Source organism: Micromonospora jinlongensis (assembly GCF_013410645.1).
Lineage (GTDB): Bacteria > Actinomycetota > Actinomycetes > Mycobacteriales > Micromonosporaceae > Micromonospora > Micromonospora zamorensis.
The window spans coordinates 957,858-979,681 of record NZ_JACCHK010000001.1 but is presented as its reverse complement, the minus strand read 5'-3'; the positions used below and the strand labels follow the sequence as shown (position 1 = coordinate 979,681).

Below are 21,824 nucleotides of genomic sequence, written 5' to 3'. Positions count from 1 at the left end.
GGTACCGCGCCTGTACTGTAAACCTTCCTTAACGTAGAAGCCTGTCGGCCCAATGGTGTAGCCGACCTCACGTGCGCCGTGTGCAGGGGAATTCTCTGCGGCAGCCGGGCTGTTCTCCGGTTGGAAGATCAGATTCTGATGATCGAATGGAAGTGCCATGCGCATGCGCTCAGACGCGGTCGTGCTGTTCGGCGTCACGGGAGACCTCGTTTCGAAGAAGCTGTTCCCGGCGCTGTACGAGTTGACCCGGCGCGACCGCCTGGACGTCCCGGTGATCGGGGTGGCCCGCTCCCCCTGGGATGATCAACAGCTCGTCACGATGGCCCGCAAGTCTGTTGCCGAGGCCAACGACGAGGTCGACGACGAGACTTTCGACCGGCTGGCGGGCAACCTTTCGATGATCTCCGGCAACTACGCGGACCCGGTCACCTATCAGCGGCTGGCGGAGCGTCTGCGGGGTGCGGAGCGACCGGTCTTCTACCTGGCGATTCCTCCGGCGGTGTTCGGTGCCGTCGTCGACGGTCTCGCGGAGGTCGGTCTGGCCGACCGGGGTCGGGTGATCGTGGAGAAGCCGTTCGGGCGTGACGTGGAGTCCTCCCGTGAGTTGGACCGCACGCTGCGGGCGACCTTCGACCCGGAGCGGGTGTTTCGCATCGACCACTACCTCGGTAAGGAAGCCGTCGAGGGCCTCTACGCCTTCCGGTTCGCCAACCGGCTGTTCGAGCCGCTGTGGAACAACGAGCACATCGACAACATTCAGGTCACTCTCGCGGAGGGTTTCGGCACGCAGGGTCGGGCCGGGTTCTACGACACCGTCGGCGCCACCCGTGACGTGTTGCAGAACCACATTCTGCAGGTTGTCGCGCTGGTCGCGATGGAGGCGCCCGCCACTGACGACGCGGCCGCGTTCCGTGAGGCGGAGGTCGCGGTGCTGCGCCAGATCGAGGCGCTGTCGCCGCAGTCCACGGTACGGGGGCAGTACGCCGGGTACCGCGACGAGCCGGGTGTCGCTGCGGACTCGAACACGGAGACGTTCGTCGCCACCCGGTTGACGATCGACTCCCCCCGCTGGGCGGGTGTGCCGTTCTATCTGCGGACCGGTAAGTCCCTGCCGGGGACGGCGACGGAGGTCGTGGTCGAGTTCAAGCAGCCGCAGCGGTCGCTCATCCCGGCCGAGCGGGGCACGGTGACGGCCGCGAACCTGCTGCGGTTCCGTCTCGGGCGTGGTGACGGCATCACGATGTCGATCCAGGCGAAGAGCCCGGGCGCCGAGGTGGCGAGCCGTCCGGTGGACCTGTCGGTCGACTTCGGCGCGGCGTTGGGTCGCCGTCAGGAGGCGTACGAGCGGTTGCTCGACGACGCGATGGATGGGCAGCACCTGCGCTTCGCGCGCGAGGAGACGATCGAGCAGGAGTGGCGCATCGTCGAGCCGATCCTCGATCTGGCGGCGCCGGTGCAGTCGTACGAGAAGGGCAGTTGGGGTCCGGCGGACGCCGACGCGTTGGCGGGCGGCTGGCACACCCCGGACCTGCGGTAGCGGTTGGGGCGCTGACTGACCGCTCAGCTCACCGGGATGACCGTCCGGCGACGGTGAGGTTTGCCGTGGGGGTGTGGTGTGGGCACGTTGTGCGGGACGTCCTTCGTCCTCCTCGGAGAGGAAGCACCGCATGCTTTCCGCACTCGATCGTCGGCACACCGTCGCGCCGCCCGGTTACAGCAGGTGGCTCATTCCCCCGGCGGCGTTGGCCATCCACCTCTGCATCGGCCAGGTCTACGCGACCAGCGTCTACAAGAACTCGCTGATCGCCCACTTCGACGCCAGTCAGACGGCGATCGGGGTGATCTTCAGTATCGCGATCGTGATGCTCGGGTTGTCCGCCGCCGTGGCCGGGACCTGGGTGGAGGCGAACGGCCCGCGTAAGGCCATGTTCGTCTCGGCCTGTTTCTGGGCGGCGGGCTTTCTGGTGGGCTCGCTGGGCATCGCCACGAAGCAGCTGTGGTTGCTGTATCTGGGCTACGGGTTGCTCGGCGGCATCGGTCTGGGCATCGGGTACATCTCCCCCGTCTCCACGTTGATCAAGTGGTTCCCGGACCGGCCGGGTCTGGCCACCGGGTTGGCGATCATGGGGTTCGGTGGTGGGGCGATGGTCGCCTCTCCCCTGTCCCGACAGTTGTTGTCGTTCTTCGACGCCGGTTACGACCCGTCCAACGCGGGGTCGACGGCGTCGGGCAGCGCCCTGGTGTGGTTGTTCGTGACGCTCGGTCTGGGCTACTTCGCGATCATGATGTTCGGGGTGGCGAACGTGCGGGTGCCCGCGGAGGGCTGGCGTCCGGCCGGCTTCGACCCGGCGAGCGTCGCGGCGAAGCCGCTGGTCACCACGGCGAACGTGTCGGCGGCGAACGCGGTGAAGACCCGCTCGTTCTGGCTGCTGTGGGTGGTGTTGTTCTGCAACGTCACGGCGGGCATCGGCATCCTGGAGCAGGCCAGCCCGATGATCCAGGACTTCTTCCGGGACAACGGCACCTCGGCGGTGAGCGTCGCCGCGGCCGGCGGTTTCGTGGGTCTGCTGTCGCTGTTCAACATGGCGGGCCGGTTCGTGTGGTCGTCGACGTCGGACGTCATCGGCCGCAAGCCGATCTACATGGTGTACCTGGGTGTCGGGATGGTGCTGTACGCGCTGCTGGCTCTCGTGGGGCAGACGGCGACTGCGCTGTTCGTGTTGTTGGCGTGCGTGATCCTGTCGTTCTACGGCGGGGGGTTCGCGACCGTGCCGGCGTACCTGCGGGATCTGTTCGGCACGTTCCAGGTCGGTGCGATCCACGGCCGGTTGTTGACCGCCTGGTCGGCGGCGGGGATCGCGGGTCCGCTGATCGTCAACGGGTTCCTCGACGCGCAGGGTGAGCCGGGTTCGTTGACGGCGGCGGCGTACCGGCCGGCGCTGTTCACGATGGTGGGGGTGCTGGCGGTGGGCTTCGTGGCGAACCTGTTGGTGCGGCCGGTGCCGCAGCGCTACCACGAGCCGTCGGCGGATCGGGACGTTGACGAGGACAGGACCGCGCAGAGGAGTGGTACGCGATGAGCGACGACAGCCGATCCGGGCAGCAGGCCCGGTTGTGGATTTCCTGGTTGGTGGTGGCGGCGCTGCTGGGCTACGGGGTGACGCAGACCGTCATCACCGCGGCGAAGCTGTTCACCCACTGAGCCGGCCCCGGCGGTCTCTGACTGGGCGAACGAGAGGTCAGAGACCGCCGGAGACCCGCAGGACCGTGCCGGTGGCGTACGAGGCGTCGGGGCCGAGCAGCCAGGCGATGGCGGCGGCGATCTCGTCGGGTTCACCGGCGCGGCCCAGCGGGATGCGACCGACGGCGGTGTCGGCGCGGTCGGGTACGCCGGAGTCGGCGTGGATGTCGGTGCGCACGATGCCGGGTGCGACGGCGTTGACCCGGATGCCCTTCGGGGCGAGTTCCTTGGCCAGGCCGACGGTGAGGGTGTCGGTGGCGGCCTTCACGGCGGCGTAGTGCACGTACTCGCCGGGGCTGCCGAGGGTCGCGGCGGCCGACGACACGTTGACGATCGCGCCGCCGTCGGTCAGCCGGCGGGCGGCCTGCTGGGCGCAGAGGACGTAGCCGACGAGGTTGACGTCGACGACGCGGCGCAGGTCGTCGACGCGCAACTCGGTGAAGGGCCCGATCGGGCTGGTGACCCCGGCGTTGTTGACCAGGCCGGTGAGCGGGCCGAGGTCGGCGGCCGCGTCGAACAGCGCGGCGACCTGGTCGGGGTCGGTGGTGTCGGCGCGTACCGCGATGGCCTGTGCGCCGGCGGCGCGCAGGTCGGCCAGGACGGCGGTGGCGGCGGCTTCGTCGCGGCGGTAGCAGACGGCGACGTGATGACCGGCGTTGGCGAGGCGGCGGGCGGTGGCCGCGCCGATGCCGCGACCACCGCCGGTGATGACGGTGACGGGTGCCACGGTGCCTCCCGGAGTGCTGACGGCTGCGCAGGTGTCGTGCCGACGCTACCGTGACCGGCGCGGGTCGGTCGTCGAGAGGAGAGTCACATGCGGCGGGCGTTGGTGCTCGGTGGTGGCGGGGTGACCGGGGTGGCCTGGGAGCTGGGGCTGCTGGCGGGTCTGGTCGAGCGGGGCGTGCCGGTCACCGAGGCGGACCTGGTGGTGGGGACGTCGGCGGGTTCGGTGGTCGGGGCGCTGGTGTGCTCCGGGTTGTCCGTGCAGCGGTTCTACGAGGAGCAGTTGGCGCCCCCGTCGAGTGAGGTGGCGGCGCGGTTGGGCTTCGCGACGCTGGCGCGGCTGGTGTGGGCTGGTGGTCGTACCCGCGACGCGGCGCGCTCCCGGGCCCGGATCGGAGCGATGGCGTTGGCGGCGCGTACCCCGTCGGAGGCGTCGCGACGCGCGGTGATCGAGGCCCGTCTGCCGGCCCGGGAGTGGCCGCAGCGGCGGCTGCTGGTCACGGCGGTGGACGCGTCGTCCGGTGAGTTCGTGGTGTTCGACCGGGACAGCGAGGTGTCCCTGGTGGACGCGGTGGGCGCCAGTTGCGCGGTGCCCGGGGTGTGGCCGCCGGTGACGATCGGCGCGCGCCGTTTCGTCGACGGTGGGATGCGCTCGACGGTGAACGCGGACCTCGCGGCCGGCGCCGAGCGGGTGCTGGTGCTCGCACCGACGTCGGCGGCGATCGGGCCGATGCCGCGGCTGTCGGCGCAGGTCGACGGGTTGCGGGCGGCCGGGTCGCGGGTGTCGGTGCTGACGCCGGACGCGGCGGCGCGCACGGCGATCGGCCGCAACGTGCTGGACCCGGCCCGGCGGGCGGGCGCGGCGCGGGCCGGGCGGGCCCAGGCCGCCGCGGTGCTCGAGGAGGTGGCGGCGCTCTGGGCTTGATCGCTTACGCTCACCGCCTGTCCGGTCCGACGATGGAGGTGCGCGGTGGCGAGTGTGGGTGTCGGCGACGTGGTCGAGGATTTCGAGCTGCCGGATGAGACGGGCACGCCGCGGCGGCTGTCGGAGTTCCTGGCGGCGGGGCCGGTGGTGCTGTTCTTCTACCCGGGGGCGATGACCCGTGGGTGCACGGCGGAGAGCTGCCACTTCCGGGACCTCGCGGCGGAGTTCACGGCGTTGGGCGCGTCCCGGGTGGGCATCAGTCGCGACCCGGTGGCGAAGCAGGCGGAGTTCTCCAAGCTCAACGGGTTCGACTATCCGCTGCTCTCGGATGAGGACGGGACGGTGGCGCAGCAGTTCGGGGTGAAGCGGCGGCTGCCGTTGGGGCCGTTGAGCACGAAGCGGATGACGTTCGTCATCGGCGCCGACAGTCGGGTCATCGAGGTGATCCACAGTGAGGTCAGCATGAACGACCACGCGGACCGGGCGCTGCGGGCGTTGGGCGGCTGAGTGGGTGCGAGCCCTGTGCGGCGGGTGTCGCAGCCGGCTGGTATCAAGACAGCAATCAAACAGGTGTACGGAAGAGGGTTGTGATGGATGCCGGCCAGGGTTTGTCCACTAGCGAGGTGCAGAGCATCCGGGAGGCGTTGGCTGCCGGGCGTAAGCCGCGGGTGGTGTTCACCGCGTCGGCGGGGCAGATCGCCGGTCAGGTCGGTCAGGTGATCGAGCTGACCGACCCTGAGGTGTCCGACGAGTTCGTGGTGGTGCGTTTCGGCCGCGACGAGTTGCCGTTCTCCCCCGCGGACCTGGCCATGGCGCCCAAGGGAGTGACGCGTCGGGTGGTGGAGCCGAAACCGGAGCCGGAGCCGCAGGAGTCGCCGGTGGCGGCGGCGCCGGAGTTCGTGTTGGACACGCCGCGGGTGCCCGCGCAGCGACAGGAGGAGCCGAAGGTGGAGCAGACGGAGAAGCCGCCGGCGCGGCGGGCGGTCAAGGCCGTCAAGCCGAAGGGTCCCGCGGGTCTCACGGTGACGCTGGCGTACGCCGACGGTGAGTGGACCGTCGCCGCGCAGCAGGGCAGCAAGGCTCTGGCGAAGCCGTACGTGGTGAAGCCGGCGGAGGCGTTGAAGATGGTGGGCCTGGTCGACGTGCCCGGTGTGCAGGAGGCGGTGGAGCAGATCCTCGGCACCGAGCGGGCCGAGGCGGAGCAGCAGGCGGAGAAGCTGCGCGCCGAGCTGGCCGAGATCGAGGCCCGGTTGGCGGAGCTGCGCGAGGCCCGATGAGGCGGGTCACTGCCGGTTGTGGTGCGCCAGCAGCCGGGTGAGCAGGCGGGTCAGCTGGTCGCGCTCGGTGGCGGACAGCGGGGCGAGCAGGTCACGTTGGACGCGCTCGAGGGTGTCGCCCAGCCGGCGGGCCTCGTCGGCGCCGGCGTCGGTGATGCTGATGACGTTGCGGCGGCGATCGGCCGGGTCGGGGGCGCGCACCACGAGCCCTCGGCCGGCCAGGTCGTTGATGGCCGCCACGACGTCGCTGCGGTCGATGCCGCAGCGGCGGCCGAGGTCGGCCTGACTCGCCGGGCCGTCCTCGGCGAGCGCGGCGAGCAGCCGGTAGTGGTAGCCGCGCAGGTCGTGCGCGGCGAAGCCCTCGCTGAGCAGGCGACCGGCGTGGCTGGCGGTCTGGCTGAGCAGCCAGGTCGGGGTGGTGCTGAGCCCGGCGGGTGACTGCGGGGCCACGGCATCCATGGGTGCAGCCTACCAGTAATCGTTGGCGCGACCCACGATCGGGTGTTACGTTGGCGGCTCCAACGTTGGTTCAGCCAACGTTTCGAAGGAGGTTCCATGTCCACCGTCCCCACCCTCAACGGCCAGGTCATCGGCCAAGCCCACTACGCCACCCGGGCCCTGCTCGAACGCGCCGTCGCCCCGCTCGGGCTCAGCTTCGGTCAGGTGGTCGCGCTCAACGTCCTCGCCGCCGGCCCCGTCGAGCGGGCCCGGCTCGTGCACCGGGTCACCAGCACCCTCAAGGTCGACGAACCGGCCGTCCGCCAGGTGGTCGACCAACTCGTCGACGCCGGCGTCGTCCAGGTCGACGGGCCCGCCCCGCACGTAAGGCTCACCGACATCGGTCACGCCACACAGGCCCGCGTCGCCGACGCCGTGGCGGGCCTCACCGCCCGGTTGTACGGGGACATCCCGGCCGACGAACTCGCCGCCGCCGCCCGGGTGCTCACCCTGGTCACCCAGCGAGCGAACGACGAACTGGCGGGCACCGCCTGACCCGACAGCGGCTCAGGTGAGTGGGTTCATGGCCGCCCGGATCCTCAGCCAGGACGGGTCGGTCCCGGAGTCCTCGCTGACCACTTCCAGGTCACCCGGCTGCCAGGTCCGCGTCCCGTCAGTGAGGTCGAGTTGGTCCATGTCGACAACCGGCGCCTCGGAGGTGGCGGCGAGGAACTCGGTCACCGCGGCCCTGGGCGCCTCACCCGGGGCAGTTCTTTCCGCCGACAGCAGCAGAAGCACGCCGTCGTTGCTCGCGACGACGAGGTCACCGGCGGCGGTAGCCGCCAGCGCCGTTACCGCCACCCCGGGCAGCACCTCGTGCTCGGTCGCCCGCTTCCCGTCGATCTCCAGCTCGACCAGGGCGCCCTCGGGTGTCCCGATCCAGAGGACGCCCGGCAACGCACCGAACACGACGTTGTGGCGGGACCAGGCGTGCATCTCGTCCAGCCACTCCTGCGGGTACGGGTACCCCGGACTCGGCTCCCCCAGCGTCATGCTCAGGACACGTCGTAGCGAGGGGAACTCGAACACCTCCAGCGAATTGTCGTACGCGTTGCCGCGTACGGCGAAGTGCCGACCGTCGGAGCTGAAGATCGGTGCCTCGTAGCCGTCGCAGTCCAGGACCAGCGCACGGCGCAACGGCCGCAGCACCGGCTCGGTGTCCTCAGAGAAGAGCACCAGCGTGGCACCTTGGTCGCTCTGGAGGGTGCACACGAGCCCGCCGGCCGGATGCCCGACCACCCCGGTGTCCCACCTAGGGCCGATGGAGGTCGTTCCCGAGGCGAGGTCGAGCGCGACAGACTGTTCCCAGCCGTCCTCTCCGTCGGCGGGCGACAACCAGAGCGTCCGGCCGTCCGGACTGAACGCCACCTCGCGTTGATACTCAGTCGGCGCAAAGCCGTCGACCGGCGAGGTCCCCGACGGCGTCCAGCCGGTGGCGCTCTCGGCGTCCGCCACCACCAGCAGCGCCTCGCCCGGATGCCAGGCGGCGGAGGGTGTCCGCTTGGACCGCTCATAGCCGACGTCGTCGCCGTAGGCGGCCGAACCCGCGCCGACGGTCCCGCACTCGCGCAGCTGCCCGTCCCCGTACTCCCAGATCCTGATCGCCGGACGGTCAGCATCCCAACCGGCCACCAGCGGAAGGCGGGGGTGGCACAGCAGCCGCTGCACCGTCGCTTTCGAGTGGACCCGCGCCAGAATTTCCACCGGCACACCGTACCGCCGAGGCGGACTCGCGATCGTCCCCGACGGGCGATCCTCGGAGTAGGTCCGCGCCCGAACGCCCGGCTCCGGGAACGCTGGTCAGAAGTAGTCGAGCAACTGTGCCGGGCCTCCGGCGCCCAGGAGGTCGAGCGCGGCAGGGTCGACACCCGGGCTGTGGTGCAGCAGCCCGGCCTGCGCGACCGAGTGGGCGCGGGCGGCTCCGGCGTAGAGCAGGGCGAAACCGCGTACGTCCAACCCCAGGTCCGCGTCGCCGTCGACCCGGGCCAGCTCGGCGGTGCCGTCGGCGACGGTCAACCGCCAGGTGCCGGTGTTCCACTCGGCGAGCGCGTCGGTGAGGGTGAAGTCGACGACGCCTCGGGTGTGGGCCGGCCACCCCCGCGCGCTCACCGCCCGGGCGACGTCGACCGGTCGGTGCATCCACAGGTCCCGCTGGTGGTCGCGGGCCGACTCCAACGGCAGGCAGGCGCTCACCGCGTCGCCGTCGAGCGGGCACAGCCGCAGCGTCGGCGCGACGCTGGCCCAGCTGCCGAGCACCCCGACGATCTCCCGGGCGGCCTCGGGGGTGACGGCCAGGGCCTCGTCGACGGTGAGCACCGATTCGGTGCCGTAGCCGCGACCCCGCTGCCAGGTGGCGTACCCGACCAGGTCGCCGTCGCGCTCGACGAGGGTCAGGCCGTCGCCGGGCAGACCCCCGTCGGCGGCGAAGAAGTCGAACAGCTCACCCCGGCGGGTCAGCATGCCGTTGCGGTGCCGGGTGACCCGCTCGTACAGGTCGGCGACGGCGGGCAGGTCGGTCACCGTGCCGGCCCGCACGGTCAGGTCCGGGGAGGGCCGGTACCGGGGCAGCGCGGCGGTGGCCAGGTCGACGGTACGCAGCACCCCGGCGGCCTCCCACCCGCAGGCCCGGTAGGGGGCGGCGACGGTCGGGTAGAGCGCGCTGACCGCCGCCCCTCGCTCGCGGGCGCCGCGCAGCAGGGCGGTGAGCATGGCCCGGGCCACACCCCGACCGCGGGCCTCGGGCGCCACCGCCACTCCGGCCACGTCGGCCGCCGGCACCGCCCGCCCGGACCACCACTGGTCGTGGCTCAGGTCGACGGCCTTGCCCAGGAGCCGACCGTTGCCGTCGAACGCGCCGTACCGGGTCAGGCCGGGCACCACGGCGGTGGTTTGCGCGGGACGCTCCGGGTCGGAACCGAACGCGAACCGGCCCAACTCCCAGGCGGCGTCGAGGTCGTCGGCGGTGAGTTCACGGACGTGCACGGGCTCGGGCATCGGCACACCCTAGCGGGGCGGCCCGTCGGCGACCCCCGATTAACCGCCCGGTGCGGTTACCGGCCCCACCTCGCGCCACCCCGCGCCGCGCCGATCATGGAGTTGTGGTGGGCGACAAAGTCTCTCTTACCGCCCCAAACTGGCACCACGACTCCATGATCGGCGCGGCGGGGCAGGGCGGCGACGTGCGCTCAGTGCTGCGGAATGTTGGCCACGCCGATGCGCTTGCGGAACACCCAGTAGGTCCAGCCCTGGTATGCCAGCACGATCGGGGTGAAGATCACCGCCACCCAGGTCATGATCTTCAAGGTGTACGGGGTGGAGGCGGCGTTGGTGGCCGTCAGCGTGCCGGCCGCGTCCAGCGTGGACGGCAGCACGTTCGGGAACAGCGCCGCGAACAGGGTCGCCACGGCCAGACCGATCGCCACGGCCGTGCCGGTGAACGCCCAGCCCTCCCGGCGTACCCGGGCGGCGGCCAGACCACCGAGCAGGGCGAGAGCCGCGCCGACGGCGAGCACGACGGCCGCCGCGCTGGAGCGGATGTTCAGCGTCCACGTCAGGAACCCGACCGCCAGCACGGCGGCGCCGACGCCCAGGCGCACCGCGAGCGCGCCCGCGCGCTCCCGGATGTCGCCGGTGGTCTTCAGGGCGAGAAACACCGCGCCGTGGGTGAGGAACAACGCCAGGGTGGTCGCGCCACCGAGCAGGGCGTACGGGTTGAGCAGGTCCACCAGGCCACCGACGTACTCGTGGTCGGCGTCCAGCGGCACACCGCGCAGGATGTTGGCGAAGGCGACGCCCCACAGGATCGCCGGCAGCAGCGAGCCGACCACGATCGCGGTGTCCCAGCGGCGCTTCCAGGACGCCTCCGGGCGCTTGTGCCGGTACTCGAACGCGACCCCCCGGGCGATCAGGGCCAGCAGGATCAGTAGCAGCGGCAGGTAGAAGCCGGAGAACAGGGTGGCGTACCACTCGGGGAACGCGGCGAACATGGCGCCACCGGCGGTGATCAGCCACACCTCGTTGCCGTCCCAGACCGGGCCGATGGTGTTGATCAGAACGCGGCGTTCCCGGTCGTCACGGCCGAGCACGGGCAGCAGCATGCCGACGCCGAAGTCGAAGCCCTCCAGGATGAAGTACCCGGTGAACAGCACGGCGACGAGGAGAAACCAGATGGTGGTCAGTTCCACGATGGGCTCCGGGATCAGTAGGCGAAGGCGAGCGGGCGCTCGGCGTCGTCGTGGGTGTCGTCGATGGGGTGCTCTTCGCTGACGTCGGGCACGCCGGCCTTGGCGTAGCGCAGCAGCAGCTTCACCTCGATCACGGCGAGGGTGGCGTAGATGAGCGTGAAGGCGGTGAACGAGGTGAGCACCTCGGTCAGCGAGACGCTGCGGGACACCCCGTTGCGGGTGAGCATCTCGCCGAACACGATCCACGGCTGGCGGCCCATCTCGGTGAAGATCCAGCCGAAGGAGTTGGCCAGCAGCGGCAGCACCGGCATGGCCAGCCCGGCGCGCAGCAGCCACCTGCTGCTCGGGGTGCGGCCCTTGCGCTGGCTCCAGAGCACCAGCAGGGCGATCGCGGCGGCGGCCATCCCGAAGGCGATCATGAAGCGGAAACTCCAGTAGGTGACCGGGATGATCGGGGTGTAGCTGCCCGCGCCGTACTGGGTGGCGTACTGGGCCTGCAGGTCGTTGATGCCGTGCACGGTGCCGTTCGGGTCGCCGGTGCCCAGGTACGACAGCAGGTACGGGATCTTGAGGGCGAACACCTCGCGGCTGCCGTCGAGGCTGCCGATGGTGAGTACGGAGAACGAGGCGGGGCTCTCGGTGGTGTAGAGGCCCTCGGCGGCGGCCATCTTCATCGGCTGCACGTCGGTCATGATCTTGCCCTGGATGTCGCCGGTGAACAGCACGGCGGCGGAGGCGACCAGGACCACCCAGGAGCCGAACTTCGTGGCGAAGCGGTACGCGCCGGTGTCGGCGGAGTCGCGGTTGCGGATCACGTGGTAGAGGCCGACGGCCACGACCAGCGAGCCGGCGACCAGGAACGAGCCGGCCAGGGTGTGCGGGAACGTGATGAGGGCGACCTTGTTGGTGAGCACGGCCGGGAAGTCGGTCAACTCGGCGCGTCCGCTGTCGGGGTTGATCCGGTAGCCGACCGGGTTCTGCATGAACGAGTTGGCCGCGAGGATGAAGTACGCGGACAGGTTGGTGCCGATCGCGGCGGCCCAGATGCTGGCCAGGTGCGCCCGCTTGGGCAGCCGGTCCCAGCCGAAGATCCACAGGCCGATGAAGGTGGATTCGAGGAAGAACGCGACCAGCGCCTCGATGGCCAGGGGTGCGCCGAAGATGTCGCCGACGAAGCGTGAGTAGTCGCTCCAGTTCATGCCGAACTGGAACTCCTGCACGATGCCGGTGACCACGCCCATCGCGAAGTTGATCAGGAACAGCTTGCCGTAGAACTTGGTGAGCTTGAGGTAGCGCTCGTTGCCGGTGCGGTGCCACATCGTCTGGAGGATGGCCACCAGCACGGACAGGCCGATGGTCAACGGCACGAAGAGAAAGTGGTAGACGGTGGTGACACCGAATTGCCACCGGGCGACGTCCAACGCGTCCACCTGAAACCCCCAGCTGTTCGTACTACGAGACGTAGTAAATACTACTGCTTGTCGTAGAGGATTGGGCAGGGCCGGGCGACCCGAACCGGCCCGGGACCAATGACCCTGATCACCCCGGCCAACCGGCCGTCCCACCCTCGCGACCCCGCCGCCGCGTGCGACGATGTCGCGCTGATGGACACCGCGTACTCCCCCTGGCAACCGCCGCTGATCTGGCGCGGCGCCCTCCTGCTGACCCGGATCCTGGTCGGCCTGCTGGCCCGCATCGAGGTCACCGGCGACGTGCCGGCGCACCTGCGTCGCGGCCCGCTGGTGCTGGCCGCCAACCACATCAGCCCGTTCGACCCGGTCGTGATGGCCGCCGCCTGCCACACCCGGGGCATCGCCCCCCGGATCATGGCGACCGCCGGCCTGTTCCGCGCCCCGGTGCTCGGCGCCGCCATGCGCCACGCCGGGCACATCCGCGTCGACCGGGGCACCAGCGCCGTGCACCGGGCCCTCGACGACGCCGCCACAGCCGTCGCCCGCGGGTCGGTGATCCTCATCTACCCCGAGGGACGCATCGGCCTGGACCCCGGCATGTGGCCCGAACGCGGCAAGACCGGCGCGGCTCGACTCGCCCTGGCCTGCGGCGCCCCGGTCATCCCGGTCGCCCAGTGGGGCGCCCACGAGGTGCTGCCCTACCAGGCGCCCCGGGGCATGCTGCGCGGCATCGCCCGCTCGCTGTGGCGCCGCCCGGTGATCCGGGTGCACTTCGGCGCGCCCGTCGACCTCGGCGAGTCGAGCGCCGCGAGCCCCGGCGCCGCCCGCCGGGCCACCGGTCGGATCATCGACGCGCTCACCGACACCCTCGCCCCGCTGCGGCCCGACGAACCCGACCTGCCCCGGCACGTCGACCCCGGTCGGCCCAGCGACCCGAGTCGCGCGCACCGCCGCAACCAGGGATGATGGTGCTTGCCGCACCCCAGGGCTGACGAATTAGACAATTTTTCGCAAGATCATCTAATCTGTCTACTGTGAGCAACACTGAGATGGACGTCGAAGACCCGAAGCGCGCCGCAGTCCTTGTGACGGCGGTCGGGGTGTTCGGCCGCTATGGATTCCAGAAGACGTCCATGGAGGCCGTTGCCAGGGCGGCCGGCATTTCCCGACCTGGCCTGTACCTGATGTTCCCCAACAAGGAACAGTTGTACCGCGCCACCATGCAGGGCGTCCTGGAGCGCGCCCAGCGGGCCATGGAGGTCCACCTCGCCGACCGCTCGCTGAGCTTCGACGCGGGAGTCGTAGCCGCGCTCGACGCGCTGATGGGCCCGTACATCGACACCCCGCTGGCCCGCGACCTCAACGAACTGCTGGAGAACAGCGAACCCCGGTTGGGCTCGATGTTCCACGACTACCAGGAGCGGGCCCGGGCGACGCTGAGCGCCCACATCGCCGCCACCGCCCCACCCGGCCTGCTGCACGCCGACCTGACCGGACACGACGTGATGGATCTGCTCTTCTCCGCCGCCCTGACCTGGAAATCGACCTCGGCCACCAGGGACGAGTTCCGCGACCGCATCCGGCGCAGCCTCCAGCTGATCCACCGACCCGCCGGCTGACCCGCCGAGCGTCGACTCGGTTTCCTGCAAACCGGGGCATCCCCGCGTTCCGGACACCCCGGCTTTCAGGAAGCCGAGTCGATCAACACGGAGCCCGGCGGCGGCGCGAGCGGGCGACAGACGCCGGCCGGCCACCCACCGGCCACCCACCGAGGGCATACTGCGTCGCGTGTTGACCCGACCCGCCTACCTCGACGCGCCCGCGCCACTGGCGTTCGCCCACCGTGGCGGCGCCGCCGAGGGCGACGAGAACACCACCGAGGCGTTCGCCCGGGCCATCGCGCTCGGCTACCGGTACGTGGAGACCGACGTGCACGCCACCGCGGACGGCGTCGCGGTGATCTTCCACGACCCGACGCTGCGCCGGGTCACCGGTGAGGCGGGGCGCATCGCCGAGATGAGCTGGGCCGACCTCGCCTCGGTACGCGTCGGCGGCGCGGCCGTCGTACCCCGGCTCGACGAGGTGCTCGGCGCCTGGCCGCAGGTCCGCTTCAACATCGACGTGAAGGCCGACAGCGGCGTCGCGCCGACGGTCGCCACCGTGACCCGGGCCGGCGCCGCCGACCGGGTGCTGCTGGCCTCGTTCAGCGACGCCCGCCTGACCCGGCTGCGCGCGCTCACCGAAGGGCGCGTCGCCACCAGCCTCGGCATGCGCGGGGTCGCCCGGCTGCGGCTCGCCTCCCTGCACGGACGCCCGCTGCGACTGCCCCCGTCGGTGGTCGCCGCGCAGGTGCCGCCGAACTACGGGCGGGTGCCGGTGGTGGACCGCCGGTTCCTCGACTACTGCCACCGCATCGGCCTGCAGGTGCACGTCTGGACGATCGACGAACCAGCCCAGATGCACGACTTACTGGATCGTGGCGTGGATGGCATCATGACCGATCACGTCGGCGTGCTGCGCGACGTCTACCGCAGCCGCGGCCACTGGGCCGCCTGACCATCGAAGGACCCCCGATGGCCGAGACCGTGACCCCCACGGTGGACGACACCCCGCCTCCGGCGAGCACCCGCCGGGAACGCAGGGGCTGGTACATCTACGACTGGGCCAACTCCGCGTTCCAGACCACCGTGATCACCGTGTTCCTCGGCCCGTTCCTGACCACCGTCGCCGAGCTGGCGGCCGGCTGCGAACTGGGCGCGGACTCCTGCGACGGCTCCGTCTACCCACTGGGCATCAAGATCGCCGCCGGGTCCTACTACCCCTACCTGATCTCGCTGTCGGTGTTCCTCACCGTGTTCGTGCTGCCGGTCATCGGGGCGATCGCCGACCGGTCGGCACACAAGAAGCGGCTGCTCGGCGGCGCCGCGTTCACCGGCGCCGGCGCCACCATCGCGATGGCCTTCGTCACCGGCGACCGCTACCTGCTCGGCGGGGCGCTCTTCCTGGTCGCCAACATCTCCTTCGGCGCCGCGATCGTGGTCTACAACTCGTTCCTTCCGCAGCTCGGCGGCCCCGACGAACGCGACGGCATCTCCAGCCGCGGCTGGGCGCTGGGCTACCTCGGCGGCGGTCTGCTGCTGGCCCTCAACCTCGTCGCGATCACCCTGCTCGACGAGGGCGACAACCCGCAACGCACCCTGGACCTGGCCCGCTGGTCGATCGTGTCCGCCGGCGTGTGGTGGGCGTTGTTCACGCTGGTGCCGCTGCGCTGGCTGCGCGAGCGCCCCAGCGTCGCGGCCCTGTCCAGCGGCGGCAACGTGCTCACCGACGGGTTCCGGCAACTCGCCCGCACCATGCGCGAGGTCAAGGCGTACCCGCTGACGCTGTACTTCCTGCTGGCGTTCCTGGTCTACAACGACGGCATCCAGACCGTCATCACCCTGGCCAGCCAGTACGGCACCGAAGAGCTGCGCCTGGAGCAGAGCACCCTGATCATCACGATCCTGCTGGTGCAGTTCCTCGCCTTCGGCGGCGCGCTGAGCCTGGGCGCGCTGGCCAAGCGCATCGGCGCCTGGAAGACCGTGCTGCTCAGCCTGGTGCTCTGGACCGGTGTGATCATCGCCGCGTTCCGGCTGCCCGCCGAGGCGCCGCTGCCGTTCATGGTCCTCGGCGCGGCCATCGGCCTGGTCCTCGGCGGCAGCCAGGCGCTGAGCCGCTCGCTGTTCAGCCAGCTCATCCCGGCCGGCAAGGAAGGCGAGTACTACGGCTTCTACGAGATCAGCGACAAGGGCACCAGCTGGCTCGGGCCGCTCGCCTTCGGCCTGGTGTTCCAGCTCACCTCCTCCTACCGGGTGGGCCTGGTCTCACTGCTGATCTTCTTCGTGGTCGGCTTCCTGCTCCTCGCGGCCGTGCCGATCCGCCGGGCCATCGTGGCCGCGGGCAACACGCCACCCCGGGTGCTCTGAGCACGCGTCCCGCGCCCGACAGATCAGGCACGGTCGATCAGCTAGGCTGCCCGACCGTGACTGACGACGCCGCCGCCGCCCCGACCTGCCTGGCCCACCCGTTCCCCGGCCAGCCGCACGCTCCGGCCGGGTGCGCGGCTGCGCGCGGACTCGACGGGCGTCCGGTGCACGCGGCGGCGTTGAAGTTCTTCTGGGGGCCGATGGACTGCGGCAAGTCCACGATGGCGTTGCAGATGAACTACAACCACGCCCGGCAGGGCCGTCGAGGGCTGGTCACCACCCGCATCGACCGGTCGCTGGGCCCGCAGGTCACCACTCGCATCGGGTTGGCCCACGAGGCCATCGAGGTCACCGACGACCTGGACCTGCGGGCCCTGGTGCGTGGTCGGTGGGCCGACGGCGTACGCGTGGACTACCTGATCTGCGACGAGGCGTGCTTCTACACCGTGGAGCACGTCGAGCAGATGGCCGAGCTGGTCGACAGCTACGACGTCGACGTGTTCGCGTTCGGCCTCGCCACCGACTTCCGGTCCCGCCTGTTCCCCGCCACGCAGCGGCTGTTCGAGCTGGCCGACGAGGTGGCCCGCATCCAGGTCGAGGTGCTCTGCTGGTGCGGCCGGGAAGGGCTGCTCAACGCTCGCGTCGTCGACGGGCGGGTGGTTCGCGAGGGCGCCCAGGTCGTCATCGGCGACACCGTGGACACCGCCGACGTGCGCTACCAGGTGCTGTGCCGGCGGCACTACCGCTCGGGCGACCTGGGCCCCCGCGACTGAGGCGTCGATGCGTTGGCCGGCCGCCCCTGGTAGAGGACGGCCGGCCGTGGTACGGGTGGATCAACCCACGCAGACCTGCTGCGCTTTGACGTTCCACGCCGTGGCGAACGCGACGATCTCCCGTCCGGTCGCCTCAGCGGTGTCCAGTGCCGGCTTGGGCAACAACGTCGCCACCGATCCGGCCCCGGTGAGCCCGGTCAACACCGCGCCGACCCCGGCGGTCTGCGACCCCGCCGGGCAGGCTGGCGTCGTCATGGACTTCGGCGAGTTCGCGTTGGACGCGCTCGTCGCCTCCGTCAACGCCATCGCCGGCAGCGGGGCGGCGCAGAACGCCTGGGTCTGCAGCGTGAAGTTGCCCGGCGCGCCGAACACGTACGCGGTGCTCGACACCGAGCCGAGCGCCGAGGTGAACGCCAGTTCGTCGATCGCCACCGCGGCGTTGGCGTTGTCGATCCGGTACCCACCGCCGAAGGTCTTCTTGCCCGGCGGGCACACGGCGGTGATGCCCACCTTGTCGAGGGCGTTGTTCGCCGAGGTGGTGGTGACCAGTTGCAGGCCGGTCACCGCCCCCGCCGGGGCGCAGACCGCGAACGCGTCCACCGACCACGGCACGTTGGTGGCGTTGGCCTCCACGCCGAGCACGGTGACCGTGTGCAGGGTCGCGTCGGCGTAGACCCGGGTCATCAGGACGTCACCCTGACCGTCGTTGATCCGTCCGCCGGCACCGACCACCTGGTCGACGCCGTTGCACGAGATGGCCATCGTCTTGGCGTTCGTCGCGTCCAGGACGCTGGTCGCGGCGACCCGGTACAGGCCGACGGACGCCTGCGCCGGGCTCGTCGGCGCGAGCAGCGTCGTGGCCGCCGCCATGCCGGTCAGCACTGCCAGACCAGCCAGTTTCCGCTTCATCGGATGTTCCCTCCGCACTGCCTCGTCGACTGTCGACGACGGCGTTGGGACCAGACTCCGCACGGTCGTCAGGAGCGCGTCAGCACCGCGACCGCGCTCGGCGTACTGACGCCACGATGACGTGCGGCTGCGACAGTGCGCGTGACGTCATCGCGGCGTCACCGGGCTCCGGACGGGGTCCACGAACAGGAGGCTTCATCATGCGTATCCGAGCGGCGGCGCTGGCCGCCCTCCTGGTCAGCGGCGCTCTGGTCGGCGTCGGCGGCGGCGCGGCGCACGCCGATCCGGACGCGAATCCGTGCGCCACCACCGACGGCGACCCGATCATGGGCACCGACGGCGACGACATCATCTACGGCGGCGCCGGGCCCGACGAGATCTACGGGCTCGGCGGCGACGACATCATCTACGGCGGCGGTGGCGTGGACACGATTCGCGGCGGCGCCGGCGACGACATCGTGTTCGGCCAGGGCTGCGGGGACATCATCGTCGGCGGCGCGGACGACGACGTGCTGGCCGGTCTCGACGGCAACGACGTCCTCTCCGGCGCCAACGGCGCGGACCTGCTGATCGGGGAGACGAGCGGCATCATCTGGGGTGTCGTAGGCGGCGACCTCCTCGACGGTGGGGCCGGGGCGGACACCTGCGCCGAGGACGGCACCACCGACCCCAACGACATCTTCTACAAGTACGTGGACACCGGCGCGGGCAACGAGAACCTCTACAGCTGCTGACCAGCCCTCGTCCGCAGCACATCCGGGTCCGGGGGCGGTGCGTCGATCGAGCGCATCGCCCCGACCCACCGGTCGAACGCCCGCCGAGCCTCCCCGTGCCGGCCGGCACCGACCAGCGTCGCGACCAGCGCGCGGTGCGCCCACTCGTCGTAGGAGTCGGCGTCGAGCAGCCGGACCAGGGTGGTGGCGGCCCGGTCGGCGTCACCGTCGCGCCGGTATCCGCGGGCCAGTTCGCGCAGCGCCCGCAACCACACCGAGCGGGCCTGTTCCCGCAGCCCGTCGGCCCAGTCCTCGTAGGGCTCGTCGGCGAAGGCGTCCCCCCGGTAGGCGGCGGCCACCTGGGCGAGCATCTCCCGGGCCCGCGCCGGGTCACCGTCTCGGGCGAGCCGCTCGGCGTGCGGGACGTCGGCGAGCAGGTTCTCCGCGTCGACGACCACCCGGGTCAGGTCGACGCGTACGCCGGTCAGGTCGGCGCGGACGTACCGGTCGACGGGCCACCGGCGGGGCGGGTCGAGCACGGCGCGCACGGCGGACAGCAGCACCGACAGGCGGTGCGCGGTCCGCCGCGGCTCGTCGTCGGGCCACAACAGCTCGCACAGCTCCGCGCGCCCGACGGCACGGCCGCGCCGGGCGACGAGGATCTTCAGCAGCGTGCGGGCCTGCCGGGACCGCCACGCCGGCAGCGGGACCTCCCGCCCACCGACGACGACCTCGAACCGGCCGAGCACCCGCACCTCGACGGTGCCACCGTCGGCGGATGTCCCGGACAACTGCCGCCCGTCCACCGTCTCGACCCCGAGCGCCAGCAACCGGTTGGCGGCCACCTGCGCCGCCGACCGCTGGGCGCCGTCGGCGCCCGGGACACGGCCCAGCAGGACGACGATCTGTTCGGCGGCCGGTCCCGCGCCCGCCGCCCGCCAGATCGTGCCGGCCTCCAGCAGCGCGTCCCGGCTCGCGGCCGGGTCGGCGGCCACGGCGGCGGTGAGCTCCAACGCCTCGGCCAGAGCGTCGGCCTGCCGACCGGTGCGGGCAGCAGCGACCGCTTCGGCCGCGCGCCGCCGGGCCACACCCAGATCACCCCCGGCGTACGCCACCCAACCCGTTGCGACCAACGCGCAGGACAGCAGGAACGCCGGTGCCAGCCGGTGCGCCTCGTCGGCCGCGGCACGAGCGGCAGTGAGGTCGGCGCCTGCGCCCTCGCAGCGCAGCCGGGCCAGACCGGCCAACGCCGGAATGCGTACCTGGAGATCCCCCACGTCGCGGGCCAGCTCAGCGGCCTCGGCGAACGCTGCCAACGCCTCCTCCCGCCGGCCGAGGCGGCGACTGACCTCGGCCAACCCGTAGACCCCGGCGGCAGCCCGGTTCAAACCCAACCGTTGTGAGACCAGTTTGGACCGGGTGAAGTGCAGCGTCGCCTCGTCGTAGCGGCCCAGGCGTACCAGCGCCTCGCCCGCGTTGTGCAGAGCGGTCACCAGCACTCCCGGCGGGCCGGCGAGTTCCGCCGCGCGGACCGCCCGTACGGCGGTGGCCAGCGCCGACGGGTACCGGGCCTCGCGCAGCAGGCAGTGCGCCTGGTTGACCAGGACCCGTGCCTGCTGGACCAGGTCACCCGCGCGTTCCGCCGCCGCCAGCGCCTCGGCCAGGTGCTCATCGCGGCGGGTGCCGGACGAGGTCAGCGCGGCCGCGATGTGCGCCGCCGCCAACGGGGCGTCCTCGTTGAGCTGTTGTGCGGCGGCGAGCGCCCGGGCCCCGGTGGCGACCGCGTCGTCGACCCGGCCGAGCTGGGCGAGGGTGCTGGCGCGGCAGGCCAGCAGCAGCACGTCGTCGGGACCGGGTGGGGTGACCGTCGGTGGTGCGCCACCGCGGTCGAGCACCGCCAGGGCTCTGGCGTAGTCGGCCCGCAGGTACGGCACCATCGCCGCCCGCCAGAGCAGCCGGGCCGGCCAGCGGCGGTCGTGGTCGGCCCGGGCCAGCAGCGGGGCGAAGACCCTCGACGCCCAGGTCACCGAGCCGGACATCCGCAACGCGTCGCCGAAGATCAGTTGGAGGTCGGGGTTCTGCTCGGCCTGCGGCAACGCGCTGATCAGTTCGGTGACGTCCGGCGCGCCGCCACCGGCGAGCATGCCGTCGCCGTGGCTGGCGATCAGCTCCGCGCACCGACCGGTGTCGTCCGCGTCGTGCAGGGCTCGGGCCGCCGCCATCGGGTAGGCGTTGGCGAGGTACCAGTCGGCGGCCGCGTACAGCCTGCGGCGTCCCGAGGTGTCCGGCCGACCCGCCTGCTGGGCCAGCACCGCGGCGAGGACCCGGACCAGCCGCACCGTCGACGAGGTGTGGCCGGCCAGACGGCGGGGATGGGCGACCAGCAACCCGGTGCGGGTCGCCCAGCGCAGCGCCCGCGCGGTGGCGTCGGCTGGCGTGTCGGCGTTGACGGCCACGCACAGCGGCGCGCTGATCGGGTCGAGGTGGTGGACGCGACCGAGCAGAGTCGCCACCTGCGGGGGCAGGTCGGCGAGGATCTCGTCGCGGGCGAAGTGCCCACCGGCGGTGCCGGGCTCGGTCAGGGCCGCGAGCAGCTCCCGCCGGCCGACGCCCTGCCGGCCGAGGGCGTCGCCCGCGAGGTGCACCCACGCCGGCCAGCCGGCGGTCAGCTCGTACACCAGGTAGGCCAGGTCGCTGTCGGGCACCGCGTGTTCGTCGCGCAGGATCCGGGCGACCGCGTCCCGGCCGAGGGCGAGGGTTTCCGGCCCGCGGTGCACGACGGGCCCGGCGCAGGCGCTCAGCGCCGCGTCGGCCAGGGGGTGTCGAGCGGCCAGCGTCACCGCCGGCTGACCCGGCAGCGCGCTCAACAGCCGCACCAGGGTCAGTTGGTCGTCCCCGGTGAGCGCGGACACCTCGTCCACGGCGACCCGGGCCGGCGGTTGCGTGCCCGTCGGCGGGCTGGTGGTGCGCGTCGCAGCGTCGATCAGGTCCGTCGCCCGGTGACAGGCCGTCGGCTCGTCCCCGCCGACGGTCTCCAGAACGGTGGTCTTGCCGTACCCGGCGGCGGCCACCAGCATCAGCCACCGCCGTGGCCGGGGCCGCTGCTCGGTTGCCATCGCGTCGCCTCCGCTCGTCCGAGCACCGCGGAAGGTCACCCGGAGGGCCGGTGACCCACGCTAACCACCCGGGTGCCCACCTGCGGTG

21 protein-coding genes are annotated in these 21,824 nt (G+C 71.7%); 13 read left to right on the top strand and 8 right to left on the bottom strand.

What is annotated here, in order from left to right:
- Nucleotides 1–157: 157 nt before the first annotated feature.
- The 3 genes from zwf to HNR22_RS31575 all read left to right on the top strand — a co-directional run bounded on the left by zwf (nucleotide 158) and on the right by HNR22_RS31575 (nucleotide 3,202).
- On the top strand, nucleotides 158–1,537 hold the full coding sequence (gene zwf, locus HNR22_RS04015; RefSeq protein ID WP_179779130.1) for a glucose-6-phosphate dehydrogenase: 1,380 nt from the start codon (nucleotides 158–160) through the stop codon (nucleotides 1,535–1,537).
- Nucleotides 1,538–1,667: 130 nt separating this feature from the next.
- Nucleotides 1,668–3,080 carry an OFA family MFS transporter gene (locus HNR22_RS04010; protein ID WP_179779129.1) on the top strand — a complete coding sequence of 471 codons (1,413 nt, stop codon included), beginning with the start codon at nucleotides 1,668–1,670 and terminating at the stop codon, nucleotides 3,078–3,080.
- Nucleotides 3,077–3,202 (top strand): MFS transporter small subunit, encoded by a 126-nt coding sequence (locus tag HNR22_RS31575; RefSeq protein ID WP_274529894.1) that lies wholly within the window; start codon nucleotides 3,077–3,079, stop codon nucleotides 3,200–3,202. Before HNR22_RS04010 ends, HNR22_RS31575 begins: the two co-directional genes overlap by 4 nt.
- Before the next feature lie 37 nt (nucleotides 3,203–3,239).
- Here the strand turns inward: HNR22_RS31575 and HNR22_RS04005 are convergent, their stop codons facing one another.
- Nucleotides 3,240–3,968 (bottom strand): SDR family oxidoreductase, encoded by a 729-nt coding sequence (locus HNR22_RS04005; RefSeq protein WP_179779128.1) that lies wholly within the window; start codon nucleotides 3,966–3,968, stop codon nucleotides 3,240–3,242.
- 87 nt (nucleotides 3,969–4,055) lie between these two features.
- Between HNR22_RS04005 and HNR22_RS04000 the strand changes: the two genes are divergently transcribed.
- The 3 genes from HNR22_RS04000 (at nucleotide 4,056) to HNR22_RS03990 (ending at nucleotide 6,166) form a co-directional block, all read left to right on the top strand.
- Nucleotides 4,056–4,889 (top strand): patatin-like phospholipase family protein, encoded by an 834-nt coding sequence (locus HNR22_RS04000; RefSeq protein ID WP_179779127.1) that lies wholly within the window; start codon nucleotides 4,056–4,058, stop codon nucleotides 4,887–4,889.
- A 45-nt stretch (nucleotides 4,890–4,934) separates the two neighbouring features.
- Nucleotides 4,935–5,396 (top strand): peroxiredoxin, encoded by a 462-nt coding sequence (locus tag HNR22_RS03995; protein WP_343059669.1) that lies wholly within the window; start codon nucleotides 4,935–4,937, stop codon nucleotides 5,394–5,396.
- Nucleotides 5,397–5,479: 83 nt separating this feature from the next.
- A complete protein-coding gene (locus HNR22_RS03990) occupies nucleotides 5,480–6,166 on the top strand; it encodes a hypothetical protein (RefSeq protein WP_179779126.1) in 687 nt (228 codons plus the stop codon).
- A gap of 6 nt (nucleotides 6,167–6,172) precedes the next feature.
- On the opposite strand, the gene HNR22_RS03985 is transcribed toward HNR22_RS03990, so the two are convergent.
- Nucleotides 6,173–6,625, bottom strand: a complete 453-nt coding sequence (locus HNR22_RS03985; protein WP_179779125.1) for a MarR family winged helix-turn-helix transcriptional regulator — start codon at nucleotides 6,623–6,625, stop codon at nucleotides 6,173–6,175.
- A gap of 96 nt (nucleotides 6,626–6,721) precedes the next feature.
- Between HNR22_RS03985 and HNR22_RS03980 the strand changes: the two genes are divergently transcribed.
- The gene (locus HNR22_RS03980) at nucleotides 6,722–7,159 is read left to right on the top strand and encodes a MarR family winged helix-turn-helix transcriptional regulator (protein ID WP_179779124.1); all 438 of its coding nucleotides are present in this window, start codon (nucleotides 6,722–6,724) and stop codon (nucleotides 7,157–7,159) included.
- A 12-nt stretch (nucleotides 7,160–7,171) separates the two neighbouring features.
- On the opposite strand, the gene HNR22_RS03975 is transcribed toward HNR22_RS03980, so the two are convergent.
- The 4 genes from HNR22_RS03975 to HNR22_RS03960 form a co-directional block, all read right to left on the bottom strand.
- Nucleotides 7,172–8,368: a hypothetical protein gene (locus tag HNR22_RS03975; protein ID WP_218906174.1), complete on the bottom strand. Its 1,197-nt coding sequence runs from the start codon at nucleotides 8,366–8,368 to the stop codon at nucleotides 7,172–7,174.
- Nucleotides 8,369–8,464: 96 nt separating this feature from the next.
- Nucleotides 8,465–9,658: a GNAT family N-acetyltransferase gene (locus HNR22_RS03970; protein WP_179779123.1), complete on the bottom strand. Its 1,194-nt coding sequence runs from the start codon at nucleotides 9,656–9,658 to the stop codon at nucleotides 8,465–8,467.
- Nucleotides 9,659–9,849: 191 nt separating this feature from the next.
- Nucleotides 9,850–10,848, bottom strand: coding sequence for a cytochrome d ubiquinol oxidase subunit II (cydB, locus tag HNR22_RS03965; RefSeq protein WP_179779122.1), 999 nt, complete (start codon nucleotides 10,846–10,848; stop codon nucleotides 9,850–9,852).
- A gap of 14 nt (nucleotides 10,849–10,862) precedes the next feature.
- Complete coding sequence (locus HNR22_RS03960) at nucleotides 10,863–12,278, bottom strand: cytochrome ubiquinol oxidase subunit I (protein WP_179779121.1); 1,416 nt, start codon at nucleotides 12,276–12,278, stop codon at nucleotides 10,863–10,865.
- A 174-nt stretch (nucleotides 12,279–12,452) separates the two neighbouring features.
- Here HNR22_RS03960 and HNR22_RS03955 point away from each other — a divergent pair, with 174 nt between their 5' ends.
- From HNR22_RS03955 to HNR22_RS03935, 5 genes are all read left to right on the top strand, one after another.
- Entirely contained in the window at nucleotides 12,453–13,226 is a 774-nt protein-coding gene (locus HNR22_RS03955; RefSeq protein ID WP_179783389.1) for a lysophospholipid acyltransferase family protein, read from the top strand.
- A 68-nt stretch (nucleotides 13,227–13,294) separates the two neighbouring features.
- Nucleotides 13,295–13,879, top strand: coding sequence for a TetR family transcriptional regulator (locus HNR22_RS03950; RefSeq protein ID WP_179779120.1), 585 nt, complete (start codon nucleotides 13,295–13,297; stop codon nucleotides 13,877–13,879).
- A 169-nt stretch (nucleotides 13,880–14,048) separates the two neighbouring features.
- Nucleotides 14,049–14,816, top strand: a complete 768-nt coding sequence (locus HNR22_RS03945) for a glycerophosphodiester phosphodiesterase family protein (RefSeq protein WP_179779119.1) — start codon at nucleotides 14,049–14,051, stop codon at nucleotides 14,814–14,816.
- Nucleotides 14,817–14,833: 17 nt separating this feature from the next.
- On the top strand, nucleotides 14,834–16,225 hold the full coding sequence (locus tag HNR22_RS03940; protein ID WP_179779118.1) for an MFS transporter: 1,392 nt from the start codon (nucleotides 14,834–14,836) through the stop codon (nucleotides 16,223–16,225).
- 56 nt (nucleotides 16,226–16,281) lie between these two features.
- On the top strand, nucleotides 16,282–16,998 hold the full coding sequence (locus HNR22_RS03935) for a thymidine kinase (protein WP_179779117.1): 717 nt from the start codon (nucleotides 16,282–16,284) through the stop codon (nucleotides 16,996–16,998).
- A gap of 60 nt (nucleotides 16,999–17,058) precedes the next feature.
- Here the strand turns inward: HNR22_RS03935 and HNR22_RS03930 are convergent, their stop codons facing one another.
- Entirely contained in the window at nucleotides 17,059–17,907 is an 849-nt protein-coding gene (locus HNR22_RS03930) for a hypothetical protein (RefSeq protein ID WP_179779116.1), read from the bottom strand.
- A gap of 200 nt (nucleotides 17,908–18,107) precedes the next feature.
- Between HNR22_RS03930 and HNR22_RS03925 the strand changes: the two genes are divergently transcribed.
- Nucleotides 18,108–18,641: a calcium-binding protein gene (locus HNR22_RS03925; protein WP_179779115.1), complete on the top strand. Its 534-nt coding sequence runs from the start codon at nucleotides 18,108–18,110 to the stop codon at nucleotides 18,639–18,641.
- Here the strand turns inward: HNR22_RS03925 and HNR22_RS03920 are convergent.
- Entirely contained in the window at nucleotides 18,629–21,736 is a 3,108-nt protein-coding gene (locus HNR22_RS03920; protein ID WP_179779114.1) for an AfsR/SARP family transcriptional regulator, read from the bottom strand. The two genes, HNR22_RS03925 and HNR22_RS03920, sit on opposite strands and share 13 nt — an antisense overlap.
- Nucleotides 21,737–21,824: the final 88 nt, after the last annotated feature.